Source organism: Agrococcus casei LMG 22410 (assembly GCF_900163565.1).
GTDB lineage: Bacteria > Actinomycetota > Actinomycetes > Actinomycetales > Microbacteriaceae > Agrococcus > Agrococcus casei.
This window is the reverse complement of the sequence record NZ_FUHU01000020.1, coordinates 155,148-180,464: the sequence shown is the minus strand read 5'-3', so window position 1 is coordinate 180,464 and position 25,317 is coordinate 155,148. Positions and strand designations below refer to the sequence as shown.

General features: G+C 60.1%; 21 protein-coding genes. 8 read left to right on the top strand and 13 right to left on the bottom strand.

Going from position 1 to position 25,317, the window contains the following annotated elements; genetic code table 11:
* Positions 1-121 precede the first annotated feature (121 nt).
* Positions 122-2,011, top strand: a complete 1,890-nt coding sequence (locus CZ674_RS03830) for a glycosyltransferase family protein (RefSeq protein ID WP_086991204.1) — start codon at positions 122-124, stop codon at positions 2,009-2,011.
* A 23-nt stretch (positions 2,012-2,034) separates the two neighbouring features.
* A complete protein-coding gene (locus CZ674_RS03825) occupies positions 2,035-3,276 on the top strand; it encodes a glycosyltransferase family 4 protein (protein WP_234988410.1) in 1,242 nt (413 codons plus the stop codon).
* A 20-nt stretch (positions 3,277-3,296) separates the two neighbouring features.
* On the opposite strand, the gene wecB is transcribed toward CZ674_RS03825, so the two are convergent.
* Genes wecB through CZ674_RS03810 form a run of 3 tightly spaced genes read right to left on the bottom strand, consistent with a single transcriptional unit; the run spans position 3,297 to position 6,296 of the window.
* Positions 3,297-4,433 carry a non-hydrolyzing UDP-N-acetylglucosamine 2-epimerase gene (gene wecB, locus CZ674_RS03820; RefSeq protein ID WP_327078611.1) on the bottom strand — a complete coding sequence of 379 codons (1,137 nt, stop codon included), beginning with the start codon at positions 4,431-4,433 and terminating at the stop codon, positions 3,297-3,299.
* A gap of 17 nt (positions 4,434-4,450) precedes the next feature.
* Positions 4,451-5,377 carry an ABC transporter ATP-binding protein gene (locus CZ674_RS03815; RefSeq protein ID WP_234988409.1) on the bottom strand — a complete coding sequence of 309 codons (927 nt, stop codon included), beginning with the start codon at positions 5,375-5,377 and terminating at the stop codon, positions 4,451-4,453.
* The gene (locus CZ674_RS03810) at positions 5,370-6,296 is read right to left on the bottom strand and encodes an ABC transporter permease (RefSeq protein ID WP_086991202.1); all 927 of its coding nucleotides are present in this window, start codon (positions 6,294-6,296) and stop codon (positions 5,370-5,372) included. Before CZ674_RS03810 ends, CZ674_RS03815 begins: the two co-directional genes overlap by 8 nt.
* 261 nt (positions 6,297-6,557) lie before the next feature.
* Here CZ674_RS03810 and wecC point away from each other — a divergent pair, with 261 nt between their 5' ends.
* The 3 genes from wecC to CZ674_RS03795 all read left to right on the top strand — a co-directional run bounded on the left by wecC (position 6,558) and on the right by CZ674_RS03795 (position 11,006).
* Complete coding sequence (gene wecC / locus CZ674_RS03805) at positions 6,558-7,826, top strand: UDP-N-acetyl-D-mannosamine dehydrogenase (RefSeq protein WP_327078610.1); 1,269 nt, start codon at positions 6,558-6,560, stop codon at positions 7,824-7,826.
* The gene (locus tag CZ674_RS03800; RefSeq protein ID WP_234988420.1) at positions 7,826-9,976 is read left to right on the top strand and encodes a glycosyltransferase; all 2,151 of its coding nucleotides are present in this window, start codon (positions 7,826-7,828) and stop codon (positions 9,974-9,976) included. Before wecC ends, CZ674_RS03800 begins: the two co-directional genes overlap by 1 nt.
* Positions 9,977-10,160: 184 nt before the next feature.
* Positions 10,161-11,006 carry a hypothetical protein gene (locus CZ674_RS03795; RefSeq protein ID WP_086991199.1) on the top strand — a complete coding sequence of 282 codons (846 nt, stop codon included), beginning with the start codon at positions 10,161-10,163 and terminating at the stop codon, positions 11,004-11,006.
* Positions 11,007-11,123: 117 nt separating this feature from the next.
* On the opposite strand, the gene CZ674_RS03790 is transcribed toward CZ674_RS03795, so the two are convergent.
* Positions 11,124-12,614 carry a hypothetical protein gene (locus CZ674_RS03790; protein WP_086991198.1) on the bottom strand — a complete coding sequence of 497 codons (1,491 nt, stop codon included), beginning with the start codon at positions 12,612-12,614 and terminating at the stop codon, positions 11,124-11,126.
* A gap of 30 nt (positions 12,615-12,644) precedes the next feature.
* On the bottom strand, positions 12,645-13,862 hold the full coding sequence (locus CZ674_RS03785; protein WP_143244622.1) for an asparagine synthetase B family protein: 1,218 nt from the start codon (positions 13,860-13,862) through the stop codon (positions 12,645-12,647).
* Positions 13,863-14,266: 404 nt separating this feature from the next.
* Here CZ674_RS03785 and CZ674_RS03780 point away from each other — a divergent pair, with 404 nt between their 5' ends.
* From CZ674_RS03780 to CZ674_RS03770, 3 genes are all read left to right on the top strand, one after another.
* Positions 14,267-14,998, top strand: coding sequence for a DUF6270 domain-containing protein (locus CZ674_RS03780; protein WP_086991196.1), 732 nt, complete (start codon positions 14,267-14,269; stop codon positions 14,996-14,998).
* Positions 14,999-15,033: 35 nt separating this feature from the next.
* The gene (locus CZ674_RS03775; RefSeq protein WP_086991195.1) at positions 15,034-15,837 is read left to right on the top strand and encodes a hypothetical protein; all 804 of its coding nucleotides are present in this window, start codon (positions 15,034-15,036) and stop codon (positions 15,835-15,837) included.
* A gap of 207 nt (positions 15,838-16,044) precedes the next feature.
* Positions 16,045-17,331: an HNH endonuclease signature motif containing protein gene (locus CZ674_RS03770; RefSeq protein ID WP_086991194.1), complete on the top strand. Its 1,287-nt coding sequence runs from the start codon at positions 16,045-16,047 to the stop codon at positions 17,329-17,331.
* Positions 17,332-17,428: 97 nt separating this feature from the next.
* On the opposite strand, the gene CZ674_RS03765 is transcribed toward CZ674_RS03770, so the two are convergent.
* The 8 genes from CZ674_RS03765 to CZ674_RS03730 all read right to left on the bottom strand — a co-directional run bounded on the left by CZ674_RS03765 (position 17,429) and on the right by CZ674_RS03730 (position 25,286).
* Entirely contained in the window at positions 17,429-19,111 is a 1,683-nt protein-coding gene (locus tag CZ674_RS03765; protein ID WP_143244621.1) for a glycosyltransferase family 4 protein, read from the bottom strand.
* A gap of 26 nt (positions 19,112-19,137) precedes the next feature.
* A complete protein-coding gene (locus CZ674_RS03760) occupies positions 19,138-20,139 on the bottom strand; it encodes an LCP family protein (protein ID WP_086991192.1) in 1,002 nt (333 codons plus the stop codon).
* A gap of 37 nt (positions 20,140-20,176) precedes the next feature.
* Entirely contained in the window at positions 20,177-21,523 is a 1,347-nt protein-coding gene (gene glmM / locus CZ674_RS03755; RefSeq protein ID WP_086991191.1) for a phosphoglucosamine mutase, read from the bottom strand.
* A 6-nt stretch (positions 21,524-21,529) separates the two neighbouring features.
* A complete protein-coding gene (gene rpsI, locus CZ674_RS03750) occupies positions 21,530-22,006 on the bottom strand; it encodes a 30S ribosomal protein S9 (RefSeq protein ID WP_086991190.1) in 477 nt (158 codons plus the stop codon).
* Between the two features lie 17 nt (positions 22,007-22,023).
* Complete coding sequence (rplM, locus tag CZ674_RS03745; protein ID WP_086991189.1) at positions 22,024-22,470, bottom strand: 50S ribosomal protein L13; 447 nt, start codon at positions 22,468-22,470, stop codon at positions 22,024-22,026.
* Positions 22,471-22,722: 252 nt separating this feature from the next.
* Positions 22,723-23,286 carry a hypothetical protein gene (locus CZ674_RS03740; RefSeq protein ID WP_086991188.1) on the bottom strand — a complete coding sequence of 188 codons (564 nt, stop codon included), beginning with the start codon at positions 23,284-23,286 and terminating at the stop codon, positions 22,723-22,725.
* Positions 23,287-23,322: 36 nt separating this feature from the next.
* Positions 23,323-23,898, bottom strand: coding sequence for a hypothetical protein (locus CZ674_RS03735; RefSeq protein ID WP_143244620.1), 576 nt, complete (start codon positions 23,896-23,898; stop codon positions 23,323-23,325).
* 74 nt (positions 23,899-23,972) lie between these two features.
* Positions 23,973-25,286, bottom strand: coding sequence for a hypothetical protein (locus CZ674_RS03730; protein ID WP_086991186.1), 1,314 nt, complete (start codon positions 25,284-25,286; stop codon positions 23,973-23,975).
* Between the last annotated feature and the right edge of the window lie 31 nt (positions 25,287-25,317).

Sequence of the window (25,317 nt, the reverse complement as noted above, 5' to 3'; positions counted from 1 at the left end):
CTCGCAATTCGTGGTCACACTCTTCTCGGCGGCCAAGAATGAAACCCGTGAGATAACGATTTCTGAACAGATATCGCATTACGGCGGCGGGTGCACCCCATGCAGTTGCTAAGTTTCTCTTATGGCACCACAGCAGCAGGCCGCCGCGAGATTGCGCGCAATTCGCACCGCGATCTGGCATCTCCGCAAGGGTGGCCTGTCTCAACTGCGCGACTGGCGCCAGCGCCGCAGGGCGGAACCGGTCGATTTTCGCATTCGCATGCGCTCGGGCGGCACGTTTGAGGGTAAGCATGTTCCCGAATGGCCAGTCCCCGAGGCCACGAACCCCACATTCGCGCTACGCGTAGGCATCGTCATGGACGTGTTCAGCGCCGACGCCTGGAGTTACGAGTTCGACACTGTCGAGCTGAAGCCATCAAACTGGCGTGACCGGGTCGACCAGCTGCAGCTGCTGTTCGTAGAATCAGCCTGGGCCGGCTCGCACGGTGCCTGGAAGTACCAGCTGACAGGATCCAAAGCCCCTAGCGACGAGCTGCAGGCCCTCGTCGCTGCCTGCCGTGAGCACGGCATCCCTACCGTCTTCTGGAACAAAGAAGACCCTCCGCACTTCGACGACTTCCTCACCACGGCCAAGTTGTTCGATCACGTGTTCACAACCGATCAGAACAAGGTCGACGACTACCGTCTGGCTCTCGGCCACGACAATGTCGACGTGCTCGGCTTCGGGGCACAGCCCGCCATGCACAATCCGATTCGCATCGCCGGCATGCACCAGGTGCGTGACATCGGCTTCGGCGGCACATACTTCAGCCACAAGTTTCCTGGGCGGCGTGAGCAGATGGATCTACTGCTCGGCGCCGCCGCCCGAGTCAGCCAGCGCCGCGACATCGAGTTCGACATCTATTCGCGCTTTCAGGCTGATGAGAAGTACAGATTCCCGAAACCACTTGACGAGCACGTGCGCGGTTCGCTCGAGTACCGGCAGATGCTCACCGGCTACCGCCTGCACAAGGTAATGCTGAATGTGAATTCGGTCACCGACTCCCCCACCATGCTTGCTCGCCGTGTGTTCGAGATCCTTGCCTCAGGAACCCCCGTGGTCTCAGCCCCCAGCCCTGCCATCGACCACTGGTTTGGCGAGGGTCTCGTGCAGACCGTCACCGGCCCCGATGAAGCTGAGCATGTGATGCGGGCTCTTGTGAAGTCGCCGGAGCTTCGTGACCGCACAGTGCATTTGGCACAGCGTCACATTTGGCAGAACCACACGTTCACACACCGAGCCGAACAGGTGATGCGGGCCACGGATGCACGGTTCAGCCCCCAGCGCCGCAAGACGGTGACGGCGGTCGCACCGACCATCCGCCCTCACCTCGTGGAGGGCATCATTCAGACCATTGCCCGACAGCGCGACGTCGATGTACAGCTCAAGCTGCTGACACACGGATTCGACGCCGACCTCGGCCGAGTGCGCGCGCTGGCAGCTGAAGCTGGCCTCGACATAGAGGTGCTGCACGCTACCCGCCACTCATCGCTCGGCGAAAACCTCAACCGGTTGATCGCGGCTGCCGACGGTGAAGTAATCGCGAAGATCGATGACGACGACTTCTACGGTGACCACTACCTCTCTGACGCGCTCTTCGCGCTCGATTATTCAGATGCGCAGATCGTCGGCAAACAGGCACGCTACGTGCGACTCGAGGCGAGCGGCGCGACTGCCCTCGCTCACGAGGAACGCGAACACCGCTTCACCGATTTCGTCGCGGGCCCCACGCTCGTTGGCCCGCGCGAGGTGTTCGAGCAGGTTCCCTTCGAAGCTCGCACCATCGGTGAAGACACCGCGCTGCTGCACGGCGTCACTGATGTCGGAGGTCGCATCTATTCTGCAGACAGATTCAACTTCGTGCAGTTACGGCACGGCGAGGGCCACACATGGCAGCAGACCGATGCCGAGATGCTGGCGAACAGTCGGGTGGTGGCCTACGCAACGCTCACAGAGCACGTCAATGTCTGATTTTCAAGCGATCGCAAGGAGGTATGCCTGACATGCACATCCTTCTCGTGACGCACTACTTTGCTCCTGAGAACTCGGCGCCCACCAGACGCTGGGCTGCATTTGCTGAGCGCTTCATCGACCACGGACACCAGGTGACGGTCGTCGCTCCGCCGCCCCATTACCCTCAAGGGCGAGTGAAAGACGGGCTGAAGCAACAGTACAAGCCTGGCAGCTCGGCCATTGAGGAATACGGCGCAAACGTGTTTCGCACAAAGTACCTGCAGCACCGCGCTGACATCGTGTCACGCACCAGCGATCATCTTGTCGCCGCGTACGACAGCCTTGGTGTTGCCAAGCGTGCCGCGAAGCAGTTCGGCCCGCCCGAGGTTGTGATCGCTACGGCACCAGGCATCCCCTCGCTCATCGCCGGCAGACGGATTGCGAAAGCCTTTGGAGCACCGCTCATTGTTGAAATGCGAGATGCGTGGCCCGACCTCGTCACCCATACCGCTGGCCTTTCTGGTGGTGGTCCGAAGAAGTGGGTGAAGAAGATTATCCACGAGCGCATCACAGATTGGCAGCTGCATTCTGCCCAGGTCGTAACCACGACCCAGAGATTCGCTGAAGTGCTGGGCGAGCGTGGGGTGTCGAGCCCCGTCGTCATCCGCAATGGCACAAACATCGAGCGGTATGGCAACATCGGTGAGCGCACGGGCAATGACCGCCTGCACCTGCTCTACATGGGCAACATGGGGCGCAGCCAGGGGCTGCACACCGTCATCGAAGCAGCGGCCAAGCTCAAGGCTCAGGGAGTGCCGATCGAGGTGCGGTTCGTCGGACACGGGGCAGACAAACCGCGTCTTCGGCAGCTCAACAAGGCACTCGGATGGCCGGTTGAGATTCGCGATCAAGTCGAGCCGAACGAGGTACACGAGCACTACGCATGGGCTGACTCCCTTATCGTGTCGTTGCGTGACTGGGAACCGTTCGAGTGGACGGTGCCGTCAAAGCTCTATGAAGCCCTTGCGACAGGTCGTCACATCACAGGCCTTCTAGCCGGTGAAGCGGCATCTGTGTTGCGCAGCGCTCGGGGAGGCGAAGTCATCGAGCCCGGCAACGCAGACCAGCTCGCGAGCTTCTGGCGCGAACTCGCAAACAGGCCGGGCCTACTCAAAGTCTCTTCGAGCGCAGTTGAGTGGGCCAGCGAGCACGCCAACTACGACACGCTCGCTAGTCGCTATCTCGATCTCATAGAAGAGATCGTCGCCGGGTGCGAACGCTAACGTTCGCACCGACGTAAGCCCTACGCCTCTGGCTCGAAGTCGGCGATCCGCTCGCCGATACCAAGCAGCTGGGCAACTGCCGCAACCGTTCGTTCGGCAGCGTGACCGTCGCCGTAAGGGTTCGTGGCGTTAGCCATAGCTTCGTAGGCCGCCGGGTGATCGAGCAACAACTCAACTTCAGAGAAGATGCGGTCTTCGTCGGTGCCGATGAGCTTGACGGTGCCGGCTGTAATCGCCTCGGGGCGTTCGGTGTTCTCACGCATGACAAGCACGGGCTTGCCGAGGCTCGGCGCCTCCTCTTGCACGCCTCCAGAGTCGGTGACGACGAGCGTCGCGGCGTTCATGAGTGCTGTGAACTCTGCGTAGGCGAGCGGTTCGGTCACGATGACGTTCTCGAAGCCTTCGATCTGGGGCAGCACGGCTTCGCGAACGGCGGGGTTGCGGTGTGCGGGCAGCACGATGGTGTGCTCGGTGTACTTCGTGGCGAGCCTTGCGATGGCTCGTCCGATGTTCTCCATGGCGCCGCCAAGGTTCTCTCGGCGGTGAGTCGTGAACAGAATGATGGGCTTGTTCGCGTCGACGGCAGCCTGAATGCGCTCGTCGCTGAGCTGTGTCTGCCAGGTGATCGCTTCAAGCAGCGCGTCGATCACGGTGTTGCCAGCAACGGCGATCGTCTCGGGGTCGATGCCCTCGCGCAGCAAATTGTCGCGCGATGCCGAGGTGGGCGCGAGGTGCAGGCGAGCGATCGGCGAGATGAGGCGGCGGTTGGCTTCTTCAGGGAACGGCGAATCGATGTTGCCAGTGCGGAGCCCAGCTTCGAGGTGCACGACCTTGATCCCGCGGTTGAAGGCGGCGAGGCCGCCTGCCATGGCAGTCGAGGTGTCACCCTGAACGATCACGACGTCGGGCTGGTGCTTTTCGAGCAGCTCGTCAAGGCCGGTGATAGCGCGCGAGACGATGCCGTTGAGGCTCTGGCCGGGGCGCATGATGTTGAGGTCTTCGACCGGCGTGATGCCGAACATGGTGTTGACCTGATCAAGCATCTCGCGGTGCTGACCGGTGATGACGGGAATCGACTCGAATCGTTCGTCGGCTTCGAAGGCCTTGATAACGGCTGCCACTTTGATGGCCTCTGGCCGGGTGCCGTAAATGGTCATGATTTTTGGCTGCGTAGTCATCGTGTGCTCCCTCTTGACTGGAAGGTTGTTGGTGGGTGTTCGTCACGTGCTCGAAGAAGCGCTTTATCAGCGCCCTCTTTGTTGTCGTTAGCAAGGGCGTGGGCGAAGAATCGGTAGAGGCGAGCGACTTCGGTCGCGGGCCCGTCGGCAACCACCGCGCCCTTGTGCAGCCAGATAGCTCGCGTGCAGAGATCTTCGATGGTCTTGGCAGCGTGGCTGACGAGGAACACCGTGCCGGATCGATCAAGGAGTTCGTGCATGGCGTCTTCAGAGCGCTTGTGAAATGCGGCGTCGCCCGTTGCAAGGGCTTCGTCGATCATCAGAATCTCCGGCTGTGCGGCTACCGAAATCGCGAAGCGCAAACGGGCGGCCATTCCCGATGAATATGTACGCATAGGCTGGCGAATCGCGTGTCCGATATCCGCTAATTCGATGATCTTATCTTTTGCGTCGTGCGCCTGATCGGGATCCATGCCCATCGCAAGGGTTCCGAGCCAGATGTTGTCGAGGCCAGAGAGATCCGGCACGAGGGCCGCACTGACGCCAAGCAGCTGCGGTTGTGAGCTGGCAAACACGTAGCCCGACGTCGCGGGCTCCGACCCGGCCAACACGCGAAGCAGCGAGCTCTTGCCCGAGCCGTTAAGGCCCACAAGACCGACCATCTCGCCTTCGCGCACGATGAGAGATACGCCACGGACGGCCGGAACCGACTGCCGCTTTCGACGGCCTCGGATGAACGAACGGCCGGGTGAATCTGCGTATATGGTGTAGCGAAGTCGCACGTCTTCAGCTGCAAGGGTGACCTTTGGTTCACCAGCAAGGCTCCAAGCTTCGCGTTCGAGTTCTGGTGGCTGACTCTGCGCCGCCACTTCGATGAAGTTCTTCGAAGACCCTCGTTGCACACCGATGTTGTTCTTATTCACGACCGTATGACTCCTCTGCCCACCAGAAGACCACAAAGCCGACCAGGAAAGCACCGACAGCCCAGGCCAAAAAGTGCAACCAGTCTCCGGCTGGCGGCGCTTCACCGTAGACGAGAATTGAGCGATACATCTCGAGCATCACGAACAGCGGGTTGCTGGTGATTACCGCCTCAACCCACTGTGGCATATCGAATCGTGTGATGGGAATGATGACGCCTGATCCATAGAACAGCACCCGCTGAATGAACGACATGAGCCTCGCGAAGTCGGGCAGCATCGCACCTAATCGGGCCAAGAACAAGACCAGCCCTAAATTCAGCAGCAGCTGAACCGCGAGCATGGGCACCATCAAGAACATAAGTCCAGTCGGCCAAGCGTGGGGTGGAATCAACGCGATCAGCAGCAGCATTGTCACGAAGGAGGGGACAGCTAGTAAGAGCTCTCGCGTGACGTTCGCGAATGCCAACGACGCTCGTGGGAACGCAAACGCACGGATCATGGACTTTGAGCTGCGGATCAATGTGACGCCGGCGGTCATCGAACGCTGCGTGAACTGGAACATGAACAGCCCAACCAGCAGCCAGGCGATGAAGTTGTCCATGCCGCGATCGACCTTAAGCAACAAGGCGAAAATCACATAGTAAAAAACGGCATCGAGAAGGGGGCGGATAATCAGCCACAGGAGCCCCAAACGATCACGCGAGTGGCTGGTACTGGCTTCGCCACGAGCCCCAACGTAGATGAACAGACGTCTGTCCCAGAGGTCGGCGAGATAGTTGCCAATACGCGGCCGCTCGCCGACTCGCTTGAGGTTGGCAACTCCTGGTAGCCCATCGAGTTCCTCTTTGAACTCTGGGGAGAGCCGTCTCGAGATCGACCGGCGAAAGATGCCGGTGCCTCGGTGGTTTCCACTGGCCACTCGATCGAACTCGCTTCCTACGGGGCAGCTGCACGTGAGTCAATGCAGAAAATAAAAGGCTGTGAACGTTATGCAAGACCGACACTGGCCAGGCTCGTTCTTATTCCTCAATCGCCACTGATCCTACTATGCGAGGAGTTCCACAATTCGCGCCAATGTACTACGTATGCATCACGAGTCTTAAGTATTCGAGGAATGGTCGCGAGATAAACCGATAAAGTACGCAGTGTCCCTGCACTACCTATATCAAGGAGCCGTTGCGTGAGCCCTCACACCCGAAGAGAAGTGGCGTCATTCGACACCGTCAGTGTTATTGGCCTTGGCTATATCGGTCTACCGACCGCTGCTTTCATTGCTTCAAAGGGCATCCGCGTTTACGGAGTCGATGTCAAGCAGAGCCACGTCGACCAGATCAACCGTGGCGAGGTGCCATTTTACGAGCCCGATTTCGAGGCGACCCTTGCCGGTGTCGTGCACAAGGGCAATCTGTCGGCGCAGACCGAGACCCCGCACGCAGACGCCTACATCGTCGCCGTGCCCACTCCGTTCACCGATGATCACAACGTTGACACCAAATACATCGAAGCGGCCGCAAAGAATATTGCAGCTGAACTCACTGGTGGCGAGCTGATTGTCCTCGAGTCCACGTCGCCTCCTGGCACCACCGAGAAGCTGGCCGACATGATTCTCGAACAGCGCCCTGATCTGTCACTGGAAGACGGTCGACAGAACAGCGTGTACTTTGCTCATGCTCCCGAACGTGTGCTTCCTGGCCGCATCATGGTCGAAATGGCTGAGAATGACCGTGTCATTGGTGGCGTGACTCCGCGTAGTGGCCAGATGGCTCGGGACCTGTATGCGACGTTCTCGAACGGCGAGTTGCTGGTGACCGATGCACGTACAGCCGAAATGGCCAAGCTGACCGAGAACTCGTTCCGCGACGTAAATATCGCATTCGCCAACGAACTGTCGATTATCTGCGACAAGCTGGGAATCGATGTTTGGGAACTCATCGACCTGGCCAATCACCACCCGCGAGTGAACATCTTGCAGCCAGGCCCTGGCGTTGGTGGCCACTGCATCGCTGTCGACCCTTGGTTTATCGTTGCAGCGGCTCCTGAAGAGGCGAAGTTGATCCGATGGGCGCGCGAAACGAATGACGCAAAGCCGAAGTACGTCATCAACAAAGTTATGGAAAAGGCCGAACGGTTCAAAGCACCGGTGGTCGCCGCTCTCGGCATCGCCTTCAAGCCTGACATCGACGATCTTCGCGAGTCGCCATCACTCAACATCGTGAAGGAATTGGCCGAGAAGCTTCCCGACGCAAAGATTCTTGTTGCTGAGCCCAATGTTGAGCAACTGCCTGAGGACCTCACTGCAATCGAGAACATTCATCATGAGAATTTCGACGATGCAATCGAGGCCGCTGACATTGTCCTGATGCTAGTTGATCACGCCCCATTCAAGGAGATCCAGCGGGAACAGCTGGACGACAAGGTCGTTATCGACACCAAGGGTGTGTGGCGCTGATGCGCAATCGGATTGCACGTATGGGCCGCAGGCTCCTGAACCGCTTGTCGCCGCAGAATACGGCTGACGAATCTCTTGCGCTGCGCCAAGCGGAATCTGATGCCCTGTTGCAGCAGGCACAGGAACTAGCAACGACCGGGAAGCACTCGCGGGCCACCCCAATCTTCCGTGAGGCGATCCACATCGCGCCCGACTCGGGCAGAGCCGCAGTCGCATTCGCTCGGTATCTCATCTCTCAATCGAACGGTGCGGGCGCAGAGGAGGTTCTCGCGGCCACGCTCTTCCACAATGGAGCAAACCCTGACGCTGTTGAACTGTACGTAGAGATTGCCAATACTCTCGATCGTTCTACTGCCAGTGTTGATTGGGCAATGAACCGCTTGGTTGCAGACCTCAACGACCACCCCGAAGCGCACCGTGGCTCTTTGGACTTTGTGATCTCCCGCCAGCTCAAGGCGGCCTACCCGATCCTCTCCAGCAGCCGTGACCAGGTCTCTCGCGTAACTATGACGCTAAACGCAGCGTTCGAGTCGGGTACTGCAGACGAGACCACACAGAATGAAATCACGGGAGAGCTACCTCCCGCCGAAGCCAATCGTGCTCTCGCCATTACTCTGCTGGGCAGGGGGAAAACTAGCGCTGCTGTGTCGTTGCTCTCGTCAATGGAGCCTAACTCCATTCCCATGAACTCTCTCCGACGTGCCATTCGGAGAGCGCTTCAACGCGACAACGACAAACAAGCACGGAAGTACTTGGAGGCATATCTCCGGGTTTCTCCACAGGACGGCTGGGCTACTCGAACGCTCAAGGGGATCAAAGAACCAGGATTCTCCAATTATCAATTGGGCAAGCGTGGATTCCCATTCCCCAAAGCCAAGAAATCACCGATCTACGAGCCAAATGACCAGCTTGTCTTCTACTTACTCCATAACAGCCTCCCCCACAATTCTGCGGGCTATGCGACCCGCACACACGGCCTCCTTAAGGCTCTCAACTTTGACGGCTGGGATGTCGACGGCGTTACTCGTCTTGGCTATCCGTACGATATGCCTGGCAAAGCCGATATTGATGACGTCCCACCGATAGATACCGTCGATGGGGTCGACTACTTGCGACTGCTCGCCGGCCGTGAGCTGGAGAAGAAAAACCCCCTATACGACTATGTGCAACGCTATTCGTCGGCGTTAATCGACCTAGCCAAACGTGAGCGCCCCGCAATCATGCATGCGGCGTCCAATCACTGGAACGGCCTGACTGCCGTGTCAGCTGCCAATCAACTCGGGATTCCCTCCATTTATGAAGTCCGAGGACTTTGGGAGGTGACGAGAGGCTCCCGAAACCCCGATTGGGCGCAAGGCAACATGTTCCGGTATATCGCGCGGATGGAAGCCGATGCAGCGCGAGGCGCTACACGGGTGTTTACGATCACAAATGCTTTGCGGCAGGAGATGGTCTCCCGCGGCGTGGACGAACACAAAATCACGGTATTGCCCAATGGAGTTGACACTTCGCGCTTTGCCCCGCTTGATCGTGACGAGGAGTTGGCTGCGGAGCTTGGCGTGAAAGATAAGACCGTCATCGGTTACATTGGCTCCATTCTCGATTACGAGGGTCTCGAACTTCTTATCGATGCGGCGTCACGCATGGCCTCGAAAAGAACAGACTTCCATCTTCTTTTTGTCGGTGACGGTGCTGAACTCGATTTCTTCCAGGATCGAGTTGAAAACGACGGCCTCGGTGACGTCATTACCTTTACCGGCAGGGTCCCTCACGAGGATGTAGAACGTTACTATTCATTGGTCGACATCGCCCCATTCCCACGTCTCCCATTGCCAGTCTGCGAGATGGTGTCTCCGCTGAAGCCATTTGAAGCTATGGCGATGGGCAAGGCTGTCGTGGCATCAAATGTTGCCGCACTGGCGGAGATCATCACACCCGGGCTTAATGGGCTGCTGCACGACAAAGGCGACAGCCATTCCCTGCAGGCTCAGCTCGAACTCTTGCTCAATGACCAAGAACTGACGAAACGGCTTGGCGAACAAGCCCGAGAATGGGTCGTGGCGAATCGAGACTGGAGTTCCATAGCTAAGACAGTGTCCGAAACTTATGCTGAACTCACTGGTAAAACTACTGCTACGAGGGTGTCTTAGTTGGTTCGGTCCTGCAGCCCCGATTGAGCTTGAAGGTCGCTAAGGCCTAACCAAGTAATGTCGTCCCTCGATCGTATGCAGCTAGAAGATCGAAGCCGAGCTTGAATTACCCGCGCGCGGTCCAAAGGCACCGCATCGGCCCACTTCGCCTACGAGAAGCAAGACAATAGGAAGTTCCGAAACAATGACTGTTCGCGCGTCCCAGCGGTTCGTGAGCCCAGCTACACAAACACTGTTTAAGTCTCTCCCGGACTTTTTGGCCGCGGACTCGTACAAGAACGGTGTTCTCACCATCCAGCATGGTGGCATACCGATTGACATCAAATTCGACGGTCGAGGACACGACACAACCACTATCTTTTTTCACGCCGCACTGTCCAGCGGTACTGCCAAGTTTCCAATATTCGCGGGCCAGCTAATGTCAGAGGACCTCCCGACGAACCGCATCCATGTCTCGGATCCAACGATGCTGATTGACGATAATCTCATGCTCGGGTGGTACGCAGGAAACCATCGACAGCCCAAGTTACAGACAACCCTTCGGTTCATACTTGGCGCGCTCATTCCGCCGGACCAGCGAGTTGTAACGTTTGGAGCTTCGGGAGGAGGGTTTGCGTCGCTCTACTACGCAGGACGGTTCGACGGCGCAACCGCCATCGCTGTCAACCCTCAGACAAACATCGCTAGATACATACCTCAAGCAGTTGATCGATACACGCAACTGGGCTGGAAGGTACGAGGCACCAACAAGATCGGGACAGTACCCGCAATCACCAATCTTGTATGGCGGTACAAGAGGCCAGTTCCAAATCGCGCGTTCTATGTACAGAACTTAAACGACACATTCCATATGGCCAACCACTATTCGCCGTTCATTGACGCGGTACACGCGGAGAATGAAGTGCACTCGCTAATGTTCGACGGTAAAAAGGGGCATCAGCCCCCTAGCCCAGAATTCATGCGTGGCGTCCTCGAGGCAGCTATATCAGGAGGTCCGGCCCCCACATCACTCACATTGCCTGCTACTTGATTTTGAACGTACTACTGACTTACCAGGTCTGCCAGCAATACCTCGTGGATTGGCCGGGAGAACCTGGGGTGCTTTAGCCGCCCATTTTCACTGATCTCCTTGAAGGCAAGACGCGCACTAGCGACTGTAGTCTCTGCCACCAGTCCGGCCGGGATTCGCCCTGCTGCAGCCTCGAACGCTTCCTCTGCCTGATCCCAGGGCTTCTCGCGATCTGAGGGGGGTTTCCGCATTAACCAAGTCCCCCAGCCCGAAGATCTCTCCACGCATAGGGTTCATCGCCACCGGCTCCGCCAAGTCACCCAGTATTACGTGACTGGGCACTTTGCTGGGGGTGTCGTATGGCATCGAGAGCAAGGAAGGAGCGGCTAGCCCGACGACGTCATACAGCATCTGGCCACGATTCAACGCGTCAGTCGAGAGGAGATCCGAAGCGGCATACATAAGCTTGCTGGCAAGCGGTTGCAAGCGAATCTGTTGTTGTGCATGGAGCCCGCTGTGAAGCCTGTCACGAAACTCCCTGTAGTGGGCCACAGTCGGCGAAACACCTGGGTACTCATCTTCCAAAACCATGCGTGTCTCTTCAAACGCATTAGCTGCACTGCGATAGACCTCAGCGTCCGGGAAAGAGTCTCTATGGGCCTCGAGAACTGCCTGAGGGGACTCATAAGTCCAATATGACCGGTGACCTTCACCTCCATGACCGCCAACAGTGAACCGACCTTCGGCGACATTTGCAGCTGGCCAATAGATCGGCCCATAACTTCCGAGGGAGAACGCACGCCACTGCTCGAATGGATCACGAAAGTTGGTTCCGTAAGTCAACTGTTGTTGTCGCCGGTTGATAGGTATGCGATACGTCTTAGCGATCTGCGTGGCGACACGCAGGTCGTCGGGGTAAGTCAGCCCCGAGCTAAGCATGAGCTGCTTGCCGAAGTTCGTAGGGAAGAATTGGCGGAGTGCCAGCGCAAGAGCCAGAGGGACACGAGAGTCCACGCCTCCGGTCAACTCCATTAGGAGCTGTGTGTCTGGTCTACGGATAGTCGTGCCGATACGGCCTATCCACGTCTGAACAAACTCACCGAGTGCTTGCAAGTAGCCCTGTCGATCTGGCGTCGGCGGGGTTCGTTCGGACTTTACAACATTCAAAGTGCCTTGATCATCGACCTCGAGCGAGTGCTGTCGAGGAAGCACCGAAATTTCATGAGCTGCTGTCTCGAACGTCGAGAACTGCTGCCAGAATGCGCCTGGGAATGACCACGTCGATATCACTGCCCTGTTTGGAGTGATGACCCACCCTCGGGCTCGAACGCTCTCAACCAGTTTAGAGAATGAGTTCGACACTGCCCAGTGTCCGTCACGCTGGTAAACGTAGAGCTTGCAGTACCCCTTGTAGTCAGCTCCTATTTTCACCTGACCGTCGCGCGGGCTAACAACCATGTAACACCCGTCGAGATGCTCTTCCAGCTCCTGCCGCCCCGTTGACAACCATTGTTGGTAGCCGATCTCGCCAATAATGAGGTGAGCGCCGCTAAATGCATATCCGGTGAATACGTCTTCGTTTACAAGCGCATCGGAAGTGATGAGCAACGGCTCCAGGTGCGAGAACATAGGGCAAATCTATCAGCGGTGCTAGCGGAATCAGAGTCGCTCAAGTTCAGGGTCAAACAGTCTCATAATTCGCGGCAACAGGTCTGGCGAGAACCGTTCGGCTTCGGGGAGCCCCCACGCAGCTTGAAACATTCGACGACTATTCATCGCGGAGTGAGACTGCATAGCCACCGCCATCTCGGCATGTTGCACCGACGTCCAGTTCCCCATACGCTGCTCCCAGTACACGAGATCGCCCACGTCACATCCGTGGAGATTTTCAGAGTAGTTTGCACGCGAAATGAAGCCCCTAATCGCTTCCATTGTTGTAGATTGGTATGCCTCGTCGTGCGCCGGAACTGCTTTGCCGGCGTAGAGGCGATACATCATTTTCTCGGGCCCCTCAGGTAACCAACTCAACTGTCCAGAATTCCAAGGGCCTCTCATGACCTCACCCCCGAGCCCCTTGACGAAAACGTCACGCGTTCCGGCAAGTTCGGCCATGAGTGAAGGCAGCACCGGCCGCCCCCGCGTGTAGTGCGTGGCCTCCCTCGCGATATCTCGCATGGGCTCGTACTCCTGTCCCACTTTGCTCGCGGACAGTTCAATCCAGTCATGCCTTGCGTCCAAATGACTCACTAGACCTGGGATTCGAGCAGCTTCGTCACTACCCATATCCCAAGTGACGTATCGGGGCTGCACTCCGAAAGAGCGAAGCGTCGCAATCACTGTTCTAGAATCGAGCCCGCCCGTCAGCCCAACAACCGGTTCATATGTCGCTTGCAGAAGCCTTGAGTAGTTCCTGAAGTAGTCCGTCCACACCTCGAGGAGACCCTCGAAAGTCTCCGGCTCAACAGCCTGTCGCGGCCAATACCGCGATGTCATTCCGGTGTCCATGCGCAGCTCATTATTGGGGACTAGGTGCACAATGCCGTCGTATAGCGTCAGGTCCCCTGGCATGAACCGCGTGTTGCGAGCCCGATACCCTTCCGACTGCATGTAGTTCACAAGAGATGATGCCCTGCGCCGCCCGACCACGGCAGCCAACAGACTTGCATGCGACGAAACGATGGAATCAGATCCCAACGTATAGAAAACTGACTGGGATCCAAGTGGATCATTCAGGACTGTAGCCGACAACCCGTCTAGGACAAAGACTGCAAATCGTCCCGAAATGTCGTCAGTGACTACGCGGTCACCGGAGGCTAGGAGCAACAAGAGCTCATCAAGCTGCCTCGTTCCGTGTGCAACGAAGATATCGCCGATCACGACGACTGTCCTCCCCGCGACATCAGTGAGCGTGCGCACATTAGCCTGAGGATGGACGAAAAACTTGTGATGATCAGTCAGAATTCGATTCCAGTTAGAGAATCGCTGCTGATTCTCAAGGGCTTGGCTTCGACGAGCGCAGACAAAACCGAGCCGATAGTCCAATGGGTCCATAGGGTTCCCTCCCGAGAAGCTAATGGATGTTCGTGGGCAGCGCCTCAGTCTCATCATTGAGCGGCATTCTTATGTGAGACAACTGTCTAGACAGACTAGCCAAGTTCCGCCAAGTTGGCGCATCTCACTTGACGCAAAGCACTCCTTGTGGAGCTCCGAAAGCACTGTTGAAGGTAGAATCTGAGACCATCTGCCATGAAACGCACGCATTCCGAGCGAGAAGTATCGATTTGACCACCACATCCATCTACGGCAGCTGCGTCGCCCGCGACACCGCAGCTCTGAAGAGTGGTGCCTGGAAGATCGCGAACTACACCGCCCGACAGAGCATGATCAGCGCGGTCAGCGGGCGCGCATCCGTCGAAGGTTCCATCGACCTCGAATCAGCGTTCCAGACGCGCATGGTGCAGGCCGACATCGCTGGCACAGCACTCGAAGATCTGCAGAAGGTCTCGGAGGATTCCGCGGCCATTCTGATCGACATCATGGATGAACGGCTCGGCGTCTACGCTGCCGGCAACGCCTACCTCACCAAGACGTGGGAGCTCGAGAAGAGCGGAATCCTCCAGCACCAGACTCCGCCGCTGCGCCACATCGAATTCGCAACTGACGAGCATTTCGACCTGTGGTTCGCTGCTGCACAACAGGTTGCCGCTGCCGTTGCTTCGTACGACGTGCCCGGCATCGTGCTGGCGCCTCCCCTCGCCGATCACGATCTCGACGGGGATCCTCTCGACTACATGGGCGCATCCGTCGAGTCATGGAACCAGCGATTCGACCGCTACTACACCGCCCTCGAACAACTCGGCTTGACCGTGCTGCGCCCACCGGCCACACTCGCAGTCGCCGACAAAGCACATCAGTGGGGACTCGCTCCATTCCATTACGCCCCTCAGATGTACGAATGGTTTATCGCCGAGATCGAACGCGCCATCGCAGAACACCGCGCACAGCGGGCATAGACTGAACTCCCACGTCCCCGTTCACGAATGCAATCATGGGCATAGCTCTCACCGAGTTCCTCGACACCACCCGCACCCCAGCTAGCGGTCGATACGACATCGACTACGGCGGCCTCTCCATCCCCTGCTCATGGGAGTCCCGCGGCCACCACACCACACTCGTCACGTTCTCTGGCGCGCTCACCCCGAACATCACAGAGCTGCCGGCCTTTGTCGGCTGGGGAACCACCCGCCACCTCACCTGCAACGTGCTCATGCTGTCTGACCCATCGCTCGCGATCGACCCCAAGCTGCGCCTCGGCTGGTACGCGGGCTGCACGGCACTCCCCCGCCTACAAGCGAAACTGACCAGGGTGATCCGTCGCTTTGCCGCGCGGTCGCGAGTGGTGCTGTTCGGCGCATCCGGCGGCGGATTCGCGGCCCTCGAACACGCACCTTGCCTCCCTGGGTCATTGGCGATCGTCTCGAACCCGCAGACCGACATACTGCGCTACCACCAGGATGCCGTCGAGGCGTACTTCAAGATCGCATGGGGTTCGAATCCCTCTGCCGCATCGGAACTGCCACTCGAGCACGAAGTCGTCACTCGCTACAGCTCGCCCGTTGCAGCCGACGTCATCTATCTGCAGAACTCTTCCGACGACTTTCACATCGAGAACCACGAGCGCCCCTTCCGCGACAGCCTGCACCCTTCGAATCGCGTCCACTTCGTCCGCGGAAGCTTCGGCATAGGCCACGTCGGCCCCAGCAAAGAACAATTCACCCGGATGTTCGAAGCAGCAACCAGCGAGCGCCGGTTCAGCCGCGTGGTCGCCGGTGTCGATGCGGCCCTTCGCTGAGCTACGCACCCGCACGTATTCACCCTCGACAGACGTCTCTACGATTCCCCCGCGCGTGCCAGTGCTCCACTTGACGACGGCTGGTCGCGCTTGGGTTCAACCTTAAGACGGTGACCGATCAGCGCTGCCCCTAATCAAAGACTCGTATCTTTGTTCTAGTTACATGCCCGTTCATCTGGTACACTCTTTCGAGAAGGAGTGATAACGATGTCAACCCAGACCAGCACCATCGCAACAGCGATACTCAATGCTGCGTCTGACATCAATCAGCTCATCGAGCGTGCCTTCGACGATTTCGAGTGGGCCTCCATAGAAGAGCGACGCGAGATAATGCACGTGTTCAGTTCGGTCGCATTGCAGCACCAAGCTGCCGTCAGCAAGTTCGCTCACGCAGTCGACAAAGCGCCTACCTCACGGCGCGACAACGCGGCGCGCGAGCTCGACTACCACTCCACGACCGAGCTAGTGCAGCACGAGCTAGGGGTCGGCAAGACGCTGGCTGACGGGTACGTTCGACTCGGCCGTCTCTTGCAGACCCGAGAGTATCCAGCACTTACAGCCGCGGTCGAGCAAGGCACTGTCTCTGCCCAACAAGCGACCGTGATCGTACGCCTCCTCGACGAGTGGCAATCGACCTGCTCGCGCGAATTCATCCTTCAAGCCGACGCCAGCGCCGTCAGAATGGCAAAGACGAAAGACGGCACAACCCCGTCGAAGGTCGACGCTCTCGCCAGAGCTCTCACTGCTTGGCGCATACGCAAGAACCCAGAAGAGACTGAACTCAATGCCGATGAGCAGTGGGAAAACCGCAAGGCCACAGTCTGGCGACGTCGCGACGGCAGTGTCAGCGTCAACGCCGTGCTTCCAGCCACGGTCGGCGCCGCCATTAAACAGTTCCTGGATGCGAACGCTTCGCCAAAATCACGCTACGGCTCGCCCGCCGAAATCGACGAACGCACCCGCCCTCAGAAAATGGCCGATGCGTTCGCAACAGCCTTTGGTGTCGCAGCCAAGTCAGGCGAGAGCTGCACGCAGGGCGGCGAAGCCCCTACTCTGACCGTCACAGTGCCAATCGAAGAGATGCGACGTTACGCCGAAGGAGCACCGTCACTCGCCACTGTCGGCCACACCCAAGAGCTCATACCGGTCGCTGAAGCAGCACATCTGGTCTGCGAAGGCGCAATCCAAGTAGCTGCGGTCGACAAGCACGGTGCTGTACTCCAGCTCGGTCGCTCTCAGCGACTGTTCTCGAGAAGCCAGCGCAGAGCACTGAACGAGATGTACCCAGAGTGCGCGTTGGGCGGATGCACAATCCCCGCAGTCTGGTGTGAAAGTCATCACGTCACCTGGTGGTCAGCCGGCGGCAATACCGACCTCGACAACGGGGTCAACCTCTGCAACTACCACCATCACGAGGCGCATCTAGGCAACTTGCACATCGCTCGCGACCACCAGCAGAACCGCTGGAAGGTTACTCGAGCAATCCGCAGATGATGCCTGACTCAAGCCTGCCACCCCGCTGAGCAAAGACTCCACGGGGCGCACGCACACGCCCAGAGCTCTACAAGCGCTCAAAGCCGAGTGCCCGGTCTCAACCGCCCGTGAGCCGTGCGTAGTGCTCGGCGTACCGCTCACCTGCGTGCTCCCACGTACGCTTGGCCGCCCGCGCGCGGCCAAGCTCGCCAAGCCTGGCGCGCAGCGACTCGTCACCCGACAGCCTCGTCAGCGCATCCGCCAGAGCACCCGCATCTGAAGGCGCGACCGCGCACCCAGCTGTCACGAGCTCATCACCTATCGTCTCCGTCAACGGCGGCAGGTCGCTGACCAACAGTGGCTTGCCTGCCGCAAGCGCTTCGATCGGCTTCAGCGGCGCAACGCTGCGCGTCACTTCGAGATCACGCCGCGGAACAACAACGACATCGAGCGCCGAGAGATACCGCTGAGCCTGCGCGGCATCAACACGACCTGGCAGAACCGCTGCCTCACCGAGATCTGCCGCCTGCTGCACGAGTGCGGGCCGCTCGACACCGTCTCCCACCAGCAGCAACCGCACATCTGTGCCGGATGCGCGAATCCGCTTCACTGCATCAATGAGCGTGTCGAAACCTTCGTATCCGACCAGCGAAGACACCGCCCCGACCCAGAATCCGTCGCGCGGCAGTCCTAAATCGGCACGCGCATCCGACGGAAGAACACACGGCTGCTCGAGCCTTGCCGCAGGAATCCCGTTAGGCATGACGTGCACTGACTCGCCGTCGACCCCTCGACTAATTAGGTCTTGCCGCATGCCTTCAGACAGCGTGAACACCACGTCGGACGCGCTCGCCAGCTGCGCCTCACGAGCACGAATCAGACGATAGCGCTCGCTGCGCACTGCCCGCTCGCGCGCTTCAGCACTGTGCAGCGTCGCGATCCACGTCTGCTCTTGCATGCCCCGCACTTCATAGGCCCACGGAATCCCGAGCACCCCAGCGGCTGCCTGCACCGCAATCGCATTGGCATAGTTCGTCGTCGTATGCAGCAAGCGAGCACCCGCACCGATTCGCACGATCGCACGTGCATGCTGCTGCAGCCGACGGTCTGGCTGTGACGCCAAGATGGCGGGCAGAACCCGAGCGTATGAGATGCCTTCGACCACGTCTGCAGCCTGCGCGTCAATACTCCCCGTCACCAGCGGGTACCCGGGACGTGTCACAGCTTCTACGCCCAGCCCGGCCTGACGCTGCGCAAGCAGAACATTATGCGAGCGGATGGTGTACCCCGACTGGGTATGCGGCAGCGAGTTCGTGAGCACGTGCAGCACAGTGTCACCGCAAGCACTCGCGTCGCCGATACCGACTGACAGACGCATGCCGGGCGTCATCATCGCTCGCTCTGCCACGAGCGTCTTCGCGTACCGAGACCGGTACGGCACCATCGCAAACGCTGTTTCGACATCACCGAGCATCCAGGCTGCTCTGGCACGCGCAATTGGCCTCAGGCGCACATCGTCGACGACAAGATCGGGGTGACCCGCCGCAGTCGCGATTTCGGCACCAACCACTCCTAGGCCCTCGACACTGGCCGCATCGCGTTGCAACTGCTCGGTAAGCGCATCCTGCTCCCCTGCCGACCACAGGTGCAGCAGAGTTGCGGCACGACTCTCCCCCCGGCCGGTTAAGTCATCGAGCACGCTGCGAAGACCAGCAAACCTGCGTGTCACCTGCATTCCGAACATGACCGGATCGTGCGCGAGTGACCGCACACCCGAGAGCGCGATCGTAGGCGCGTTCACCGCTGCCCGCTTCAGCTGCACCACAATTACCGCGGAGGAGGTGGTGTGAAGTTCGACATGCTGTCTTCTGCAAACGCCTCGCTGATGATCTCGAGCTGATCCCAGTCGACATGCACGACCGACTGATCGCCGATCATGCCCGTGCCGGCCGTGGGAAGCGTGAATGTCTGCATCTGCGGCTTACCGCCACTTGCCGAGACGAGCGACGCACCGAGGCTCGCCATCTGTGTCGTGGACAGCGTGTCTGTTGTAGCCATGTGCGGCCCTAGGCTGTCGACAATGCTTGATATTTTGAGCGGATTCGAAAGCACACTCGGCGACAAGATGCCGTTGAGCGCCCCGCGCATAAACGCCTGCTGGTTGTGTACGCGCTGATAGTCGCCGTCTTCGAACGCCATACGCTCGCGCACGTACGCCAACGCCGCATCACCATCGTCGATCGTAATCTCTCCCTGCTCAAAGGATTCGCCGGCATTGGTCGTGAACGCCTGATCGTTGTTGAGCGTGACGCCGCCGAGCTCTTCTGTGAGCCCCTTGAAGCCCTCGAAGTCGATGACTCCGACGTGGTCGATGCGCTGATCAATCATGCCCTCAATCGTCTGCACCATGAGCGAGACGCCGCCGAGGGCGAGGGCGGCATTGACTTTGTTCTCACCGTGACCGGGGATGTCGACCCACGAGTCGCGCATGATCGACATGATCTGCACACTCTCGCGGTCGGGCGGGATGTGCGCCACCAGGATGGCGTCGGCGCGGTCACCGAGATTGTCGAGCAAGTCTTGCCCGGTCTCGCGCGAGTCAGTGCCGAGAAGCAGAATGTTGATCGGGCTGCCGGACTCAGATTCGGCCGCGACCGGTCGATCTGCGTCATCGGGGAACGCAGACTCCATGGTCTGCACATTCTCGAAGGACGAGTTCAACCGGACCAGCAGTGCCGCGATCGCAATCGCAAGCACAACCGCCACGCCCAGCAGAACCCAGAGGACCTTGCTGACGCGGCCGCGCTTGACGGCAGCGTGACGGTTCATGGCAGCAATCCTGACACGGGTGCAGACACGATGCGAATCACTCGCCCAGGCGAACCTTGATCAGCTCTGCGAGCTCGTCGGCTGCCGCCTTGGCGTGCAGCTCATCGGCAGCTTCGACCATGACGCGAATGACGTTCTCGGTGCCCGAAGGCCTGAGCAGCACACGCCCGGTGTCGCCGAGCTCTGCCTCAATCTTCGCTGCGTGACGGTCGATCTCGGTGTCGCCGGCAAGCCCGAGTCGGTCGACGCCGGTGACGTTGACGAGCACCTGCGGGTACACCGTCATGACGCTGGCCAGTTCTGCAAGCGACTTGCCGGTGCGAGCCATCTCGGCTGCGATCTGGAGACCGGTCAGAACACCGTCTCCTGTTGTCGCCGCATCGGTGAAGATGATGTGGCCCGACTGTTCGCCACCGAGCGAGAGGCCAGATGCGTTAAGAGCCTGCAGTACGTAGCGGTCGCCCACCTTCGTCTGCACCATCTCGATGTCGTGTTCTTCCATTGCAACGCGCAGGCCAAGGTTTGACATGACCGTGGCGACAAGCGTGTTGTCTTTCAGTAGTCCCCGTCGCTTGGAAGAGACCGCGAGGATCGCCATGATCTGATCACCGTCGACGATGTTGCCGTCGGCGTCTACTGCCAGGCACCGGTCAGCGTCGCCGTCATGGGCGATGCCGAGGTCGGCACCAACGTCTTTCACCGTCTGTTGCAACAGCTGCAGATGCGTTGAGCCGACATCGCGGTTGATGTTGACCCCGTCGGGATCGTTGCCGATCACTGTGACCCGGGCCCCCGCATCCGCGAATGCATCTGGGCTGATGCCGCTGGCAGCTCCGTGGGCGCAGTCGAGAACAACGTGCAGCCCACCAAGGCTGACGTCGAGCGTCGAGAGCAGGTGCACGACGTATCGGTCTTCAGCATCAGCAAAGCGGTCGATCCGCCCCACGTCACCGGCGACCGCGCGAATGGGCTTCTCACCCATGGCTACTTCGATCTCGTTCTCGATCTCGTCGGCGAGCTTGACGCCGCCGCGCGCGAAGAACTTGATGCCGTTGTCGGGAGCGGGGTTGTGCGAAGCCGACACCATGACGCCGAAGTCTGCGCCGAGGTCGGCCACGAGGAACGCCGCGGCAGGTGTCGGAATGACGCCCGCGTCTTGCACATCGACACCGCTGGCAGCAAGGCCAGCAGCGACGGATGCGCTGATGAAGTCACCGGAGACGCGCGGGTCCCTTGCAATTACAGCGACAGGGCGCCGATCGGCCTGCCGGGCTTCACGCCCGAGCACGACCGCGGCGCCCTGTGCGAGCGACATCGCGAGTTCTGCTGTGATATCGCTTCCTGCAAGGCCGCGTACGCCGTCCGTTCCGAACAGCCGCGACATCGCTGATTAGCGCTTCGAGTACTGAGGCGCCTTGCGGGCCTTCTTGAGACCAGCCTTCTTGCGCTCGATGACGCGAGCGTCACGCGACAGGAAGCCGGCCTTCTTGAGGGGTGCACGGTTGTTGTCGACGTCGATCTCGTTGAGCGCACGGGCGATGCCGAGACGCAGTGCGCCGGCCTGTCCCGAGGGTCCGCCGCCCGAGATGCGCGTGATGACGTCGTAGCTTCCGGCCAGCTCGAGGAGCGTGAACGGGTCGTTGATCAGCTGCTGGTGCAGCTTGTTGGGGAAGTACTCCTCAAGGGTGCGGCCGTTGACCGAGTACTTGCCGGTGCCGGGAACGAGGCGCACGCGTGCGATTGCCTGCTTGCGGCGTCCGAGGCCCTTGCCGCCGATGTTCACCACGCGAGGAGCCTTGGGGGCCTCCTGCTCGGGCGACTCGGTCGTGAAGGTCTGAGGGTCGATGGAATCCTGAATTTCAGCCATGATTATCCTTCCTGGCCCTACTGAGCAACCTGGTCGAAGGTGTACGCAGTCGGCTGCTGTGCAGCGTGCGGGTGCTCAGCGCCTGCATAGACCTTGAGCTTCTTGATCTGAGCGCTGCCCAGCTTGTTCTTGGGGAGCATGCCGCGGATGGCAATCTCGACGGCGCGCGTCGGGTGCTTCTCGAGCAGCTCGGCGTAGCCGGTTGCCTTGAGGCCGCCCGGGTAACCCGAGTGGCGGTATGCAACCTTCTTGGCGAGCTTCTGGCCAGTCAGCGCGACCTTGTCGGCGTTGACGACGATGACGAAGTCACCCATGTCCATGTGGTTCGAGAACGTTGCTTTGTGCTTGCCGCGCAGGAGCGTTGCTGCGTGGCTGGCCAGGCGGCCGAGCACGACGTCGGTTGCGTCAATAACAACCCAGTCATGCTGGACGTCGCTCGCCTTGGGCGAGTACGTGCGAGTCATAGTTGCCTCACTAGTCGATAGGAAATGGTCGTGAATCCCGCTCCGATGAACATTCTCTGGGCGATGCCCGGGGAATCTTCCGGTGGAGGGTTCCTTGCTGGCGCACTGGCAAAAGCGCACCAAGGGGATACTCTACCGGCTTTGCTGTCTGCTGCACAACACTGCGGCGCGTCGCCTCGCCCTTCACGCGTGCACGAGAAACCGTGATTCGCGCATCCGCGCACCAAACACCGCAGATTTCGCGGCTTCTCGTCACATCCCGGCTTCTGGTGACCTGGCGTCGCCTGCTGTCGACGACCGCCGCCGGTTGAAGTGCATGATCATGAGCACTGCCCCGGCCACCAGCAGCGCCGGAACGACGAGCTTAACGACCAGGCGCGCGTCGCTCGCACCGTCGGCGGCGCCGCGATCAATCAGCAGCACGTCAGCGCCCAGCGCTGAGCACTCGACATACATCGTGGTGTGCTCAGCCGGAACGATTTCAGACGCGAGCGCCCACCGCTTGTCGAAATATGTCATCTGGGCAGGGTCGGATGCGGGCTGCACGTCGAGCGTCGTGCCTACCGTCTCGTCGTACGCACAGCGCAGCGGGTCGAAGCCACGAGTGTCAGCGGGCACCCAGATCTCGACCACGACGCCGCCGTCGACTTCTATCTCGGCCGGCAGTTCACCTGAGCTGTACGCCGGTGCAGCAAGCAATGTGGCAATTGCGGCGGCGCCGCCTCCGACGAGTCCGCCGAACACTCCGAGAGCCAGCAAGACGACGCCGGCCACGAGAAGTGAGTTGTTGCGGCGAACCGTTTGCTGTTGTGCCATGTCTGGCAGTCAACCAGGCCTGCAGGCCTGCCAGGCTCATGTGCGCGCATTGTCCGCCTGCGGGATGACAGCGCGGTTGTGTCGGTTCACGCGCACCAGCAGCACGATGCCCAGAACCAGCAGCGCCAGCCCCAAGGCGAAGATGACAGCAGAGACGACGAACAGGGTGTTCATCGTCTGGCTTGCCTCCGCCAGCCCGCTCTGCGCGTACACCTCGGTGTTCGCATCCGCGCAGTCGACAGCGTGCTCGCCCTGTTCTGTCGCCTCGAACTGGGCGAACGCCTCATACGAGACGCCGCTGTCAGTGTGCGAGATGCCGGGGAGACCCTTGCCCGAGACCGGCACCGAGGCACCCGACGGCGAGGTCACGACACATGCCTCAGCTGGCGGCAGCTCTGAAGCGTCGGCGAACAGCGTGACGGATGTCTGGGGCTCAGTGAGCCACGGCGGCTGGTCGTCGACCGAGGCACCGTCGAGGTCGATCGCGAATGAAGTCAGTGCCATTGACGCGAAGCCAATGCCTCCTGGCACCGGCGACAGCAGCATGACCAGCGGCCCGAGCACGATCATCAAGATCGAGAGGACACGGCTCTTTCGGGCAGTGGCAGACATGCGCCGAGTCAATCAGCCCACCCTGAAAGCACGCCCGACCGAGCGCACAGCCGACTCACTCGGCGTGCGAGGCGCTACTTCTCTTCTTCTTCTTCGACGATCTCGGCGTCGGTTGCCTCTTCGTCGACGACCAGCACATCCGCCTCGCCGAACGACACCTCGACGGGGTCGACCTGCTCGCGGTCGTCTTCGATCTCGGTCTCGGGCACGTCGTCGCCGAACACGGGGGCCTCGTCGACGTCGGTCTCGTCAGCGGCCTCTTCGTCTTCGACCGGGATGCGCGCGGCTTCTGCGATCTTCATGAGCGAGTTCATCTCGGCGACGAAGCCGGTGATCTGCTGCTGCTGGTAGCGAAGCGTGCGCTGGCGGTCTTCTGCGTCGCGCAGCATCTCCTTCGAGTGGCCGAGCACGTTGTCGATGATCGACTGCGCGCGAGTCTGAGCCTCAGAGAGGATGCCGTTCGACTTCGCGATAGCACTCGCCTCGGTGTGCTTCGCCTGAGCACGAGCGAGGTCTTCGAACGACTGCGACTGATCGGCGATGTGATTGGCGTGCTGCAGCGCGCTCTGCACCTTCTCGTTGGCGTCGGCCGTGATGCGCTCGGCGTGCGCGATCGCCTGGTTATGCAGGCGCAGGTACTCCTGCTGCGCCTCGTCTTCACGGCGCTTGACGGCGGCATCGAGCTCAAGCTCACGCGCTTTCGCCTCGCGCATGATGCGCTCTGCTTCGGTGCGCAGCGCATCCGTCTCTCGCGTCGCCTGTGCGCGCATGGCCGACGTGGCGCGCTCTGCCTCGGCGACGATGACCTGCGCCTCGCTCTCGGCCTGCTGCGTGCGCTGCTCGAGCACGGTCATGCGCTCGGCCTGCTCGGCCTCGTGGCCCGACTTCTCGGTGTCCATGCGCAGGCGCGTCTGCTGCTCCTGGTGCTTGGCCTCGCCGATGATCGCCTCAGCGTCTTCGTCGGCCTGCTTGCGCTGCTTGGCGATCTGCGCCTTGGCGTCTTCGATCATGCGCTCAGACTGCTTCGCGGCGTTGTCGATCAGCGACGACGCCTGCTCTTCGGCGACCTTGAGGATCTCGCTGAAGCGCGCGGGGTTCTCGTCATCGCCGTCCATGACCTCCTGGCCGAGCGTCTCGGCGCGAGCCTCAGCTGCCTGCGCACGCGACCCGGCTTCTGCGGCGTCTGCCTGCAGCGACATGATGCGCGACTCTGCCGCCTCCATGTCTTCTGTCAGGTGTTCGATCTGCGCGTCGGCCTCCTGGCGGCTCGCAGTCGCAGAGCGGCGCGCCTGCTCGATCTGGTCGCGGAGACGCTGCATCTCGGCATCGACCTGGTCTTTGTCGTACCCGCGAAACGCCTGGGCAAACTGGCTCGAGGTCTCGTTCACACTTTTCTCCCTGATTGTGCATGGCTGGCCG

Bases quoted from the DNA above. Each gene is read 5' to 3' on its own strand.
- CZ674_RS03740 (WP_086991188.1), bottom strand. From the start codon at position 23,286: ATGGCACAACAGCAAACGGTTCGCCGCAACAACTCACTTCTCGTGGCC.
- CZ674_RS03790 (WP_086991198.1), bottom strand. From the start codon at position 12,614: ATGTTCTCGCACCTGGAGCCGTTGCTCATCACTTCCGATGCGCTTGTA.
- CZ674_RS03825 (WP_234988410.1), top strand. From the start codon at position 2,035: ATGCCTGACATGCACATCCTTCTCGTGACGCACTACTTTGCTCCTGAG.
- glmM (WP_086991191.1), bottom strand. From the start codon at position 21,523: ATGTCGCGGCTGTTCGGAACGGACGGCGTACGCGGCCTTGCAGGAAGC.
- CZ674_RS03760 (WP_086991192.1), bottom strand. From the start codon at position 20,139: ATGAACCGTCACGCTGCCGTCAAGCGCGGCCGCGTCAGCAAGGTCCTC.
- wecB (WP_327078611.1), bottom strand. From the start codon at position 4,433: ATGACCATTTACGGCACCCGGCCAGAGGCCATCAAAGTGGCAGCCGTT.
- rpsI (WP_086991190.1), bottom strand. From the start codon at position 22,006: ATGGCTGAAATTCAGGATTCCATCGACCCTCAGACCTTCACGACCGAG.
- CZ674_RS03830 (WP_086991204.1), top strand. From the start codon at position 122: ATGGCACCACAGCAGCAGGCCGCCGCGAGATTGCGCGCAATTCGCACC.
- CZ674_RS03800 (WP_234988420.1), top strand. From the start codon at position 7,826: ATGCGCAATCGGATTGCACGTATGGGCCGCAGGCTCCTGAACCGCTTG.
- CZ674_RS03775 (WP_086991195.1), top strand. From the start codon at position 15,034: ATGGGCATAGCTCTCACCGAGTTCCTCGACACCACCCGCACCCCAGCT.
- CZ674_RS03795 (WP_086991199.1), top strand. From the start codon at position 10,161: ATGACTGTTCGCGCGTCCCAGCGGTTCGTGAGCCCAGCTACACAAACA.
- rplM (WP_086991189.1), bottom strand. From the start codon at position 22,470: ATGACTCGCACGTACTCGCCCAAGGCGAGCGACGTCCAGCATGACTGG.
- CZ674_RS03770 (WP_086991194.1), top strand. From the start codon at position 16,045: ATGTCAACCCAGACCAGCACCATCGCAACAGCGATACTCAATGCTGCG.
- CZ674_RS03735 (WP_143244620.1), bottom strand. From the start codon at position 23,898: ATGTCTGCCACTGCCCGAAAGAGCCGTGTCCTCTCGATCTTGATGATC.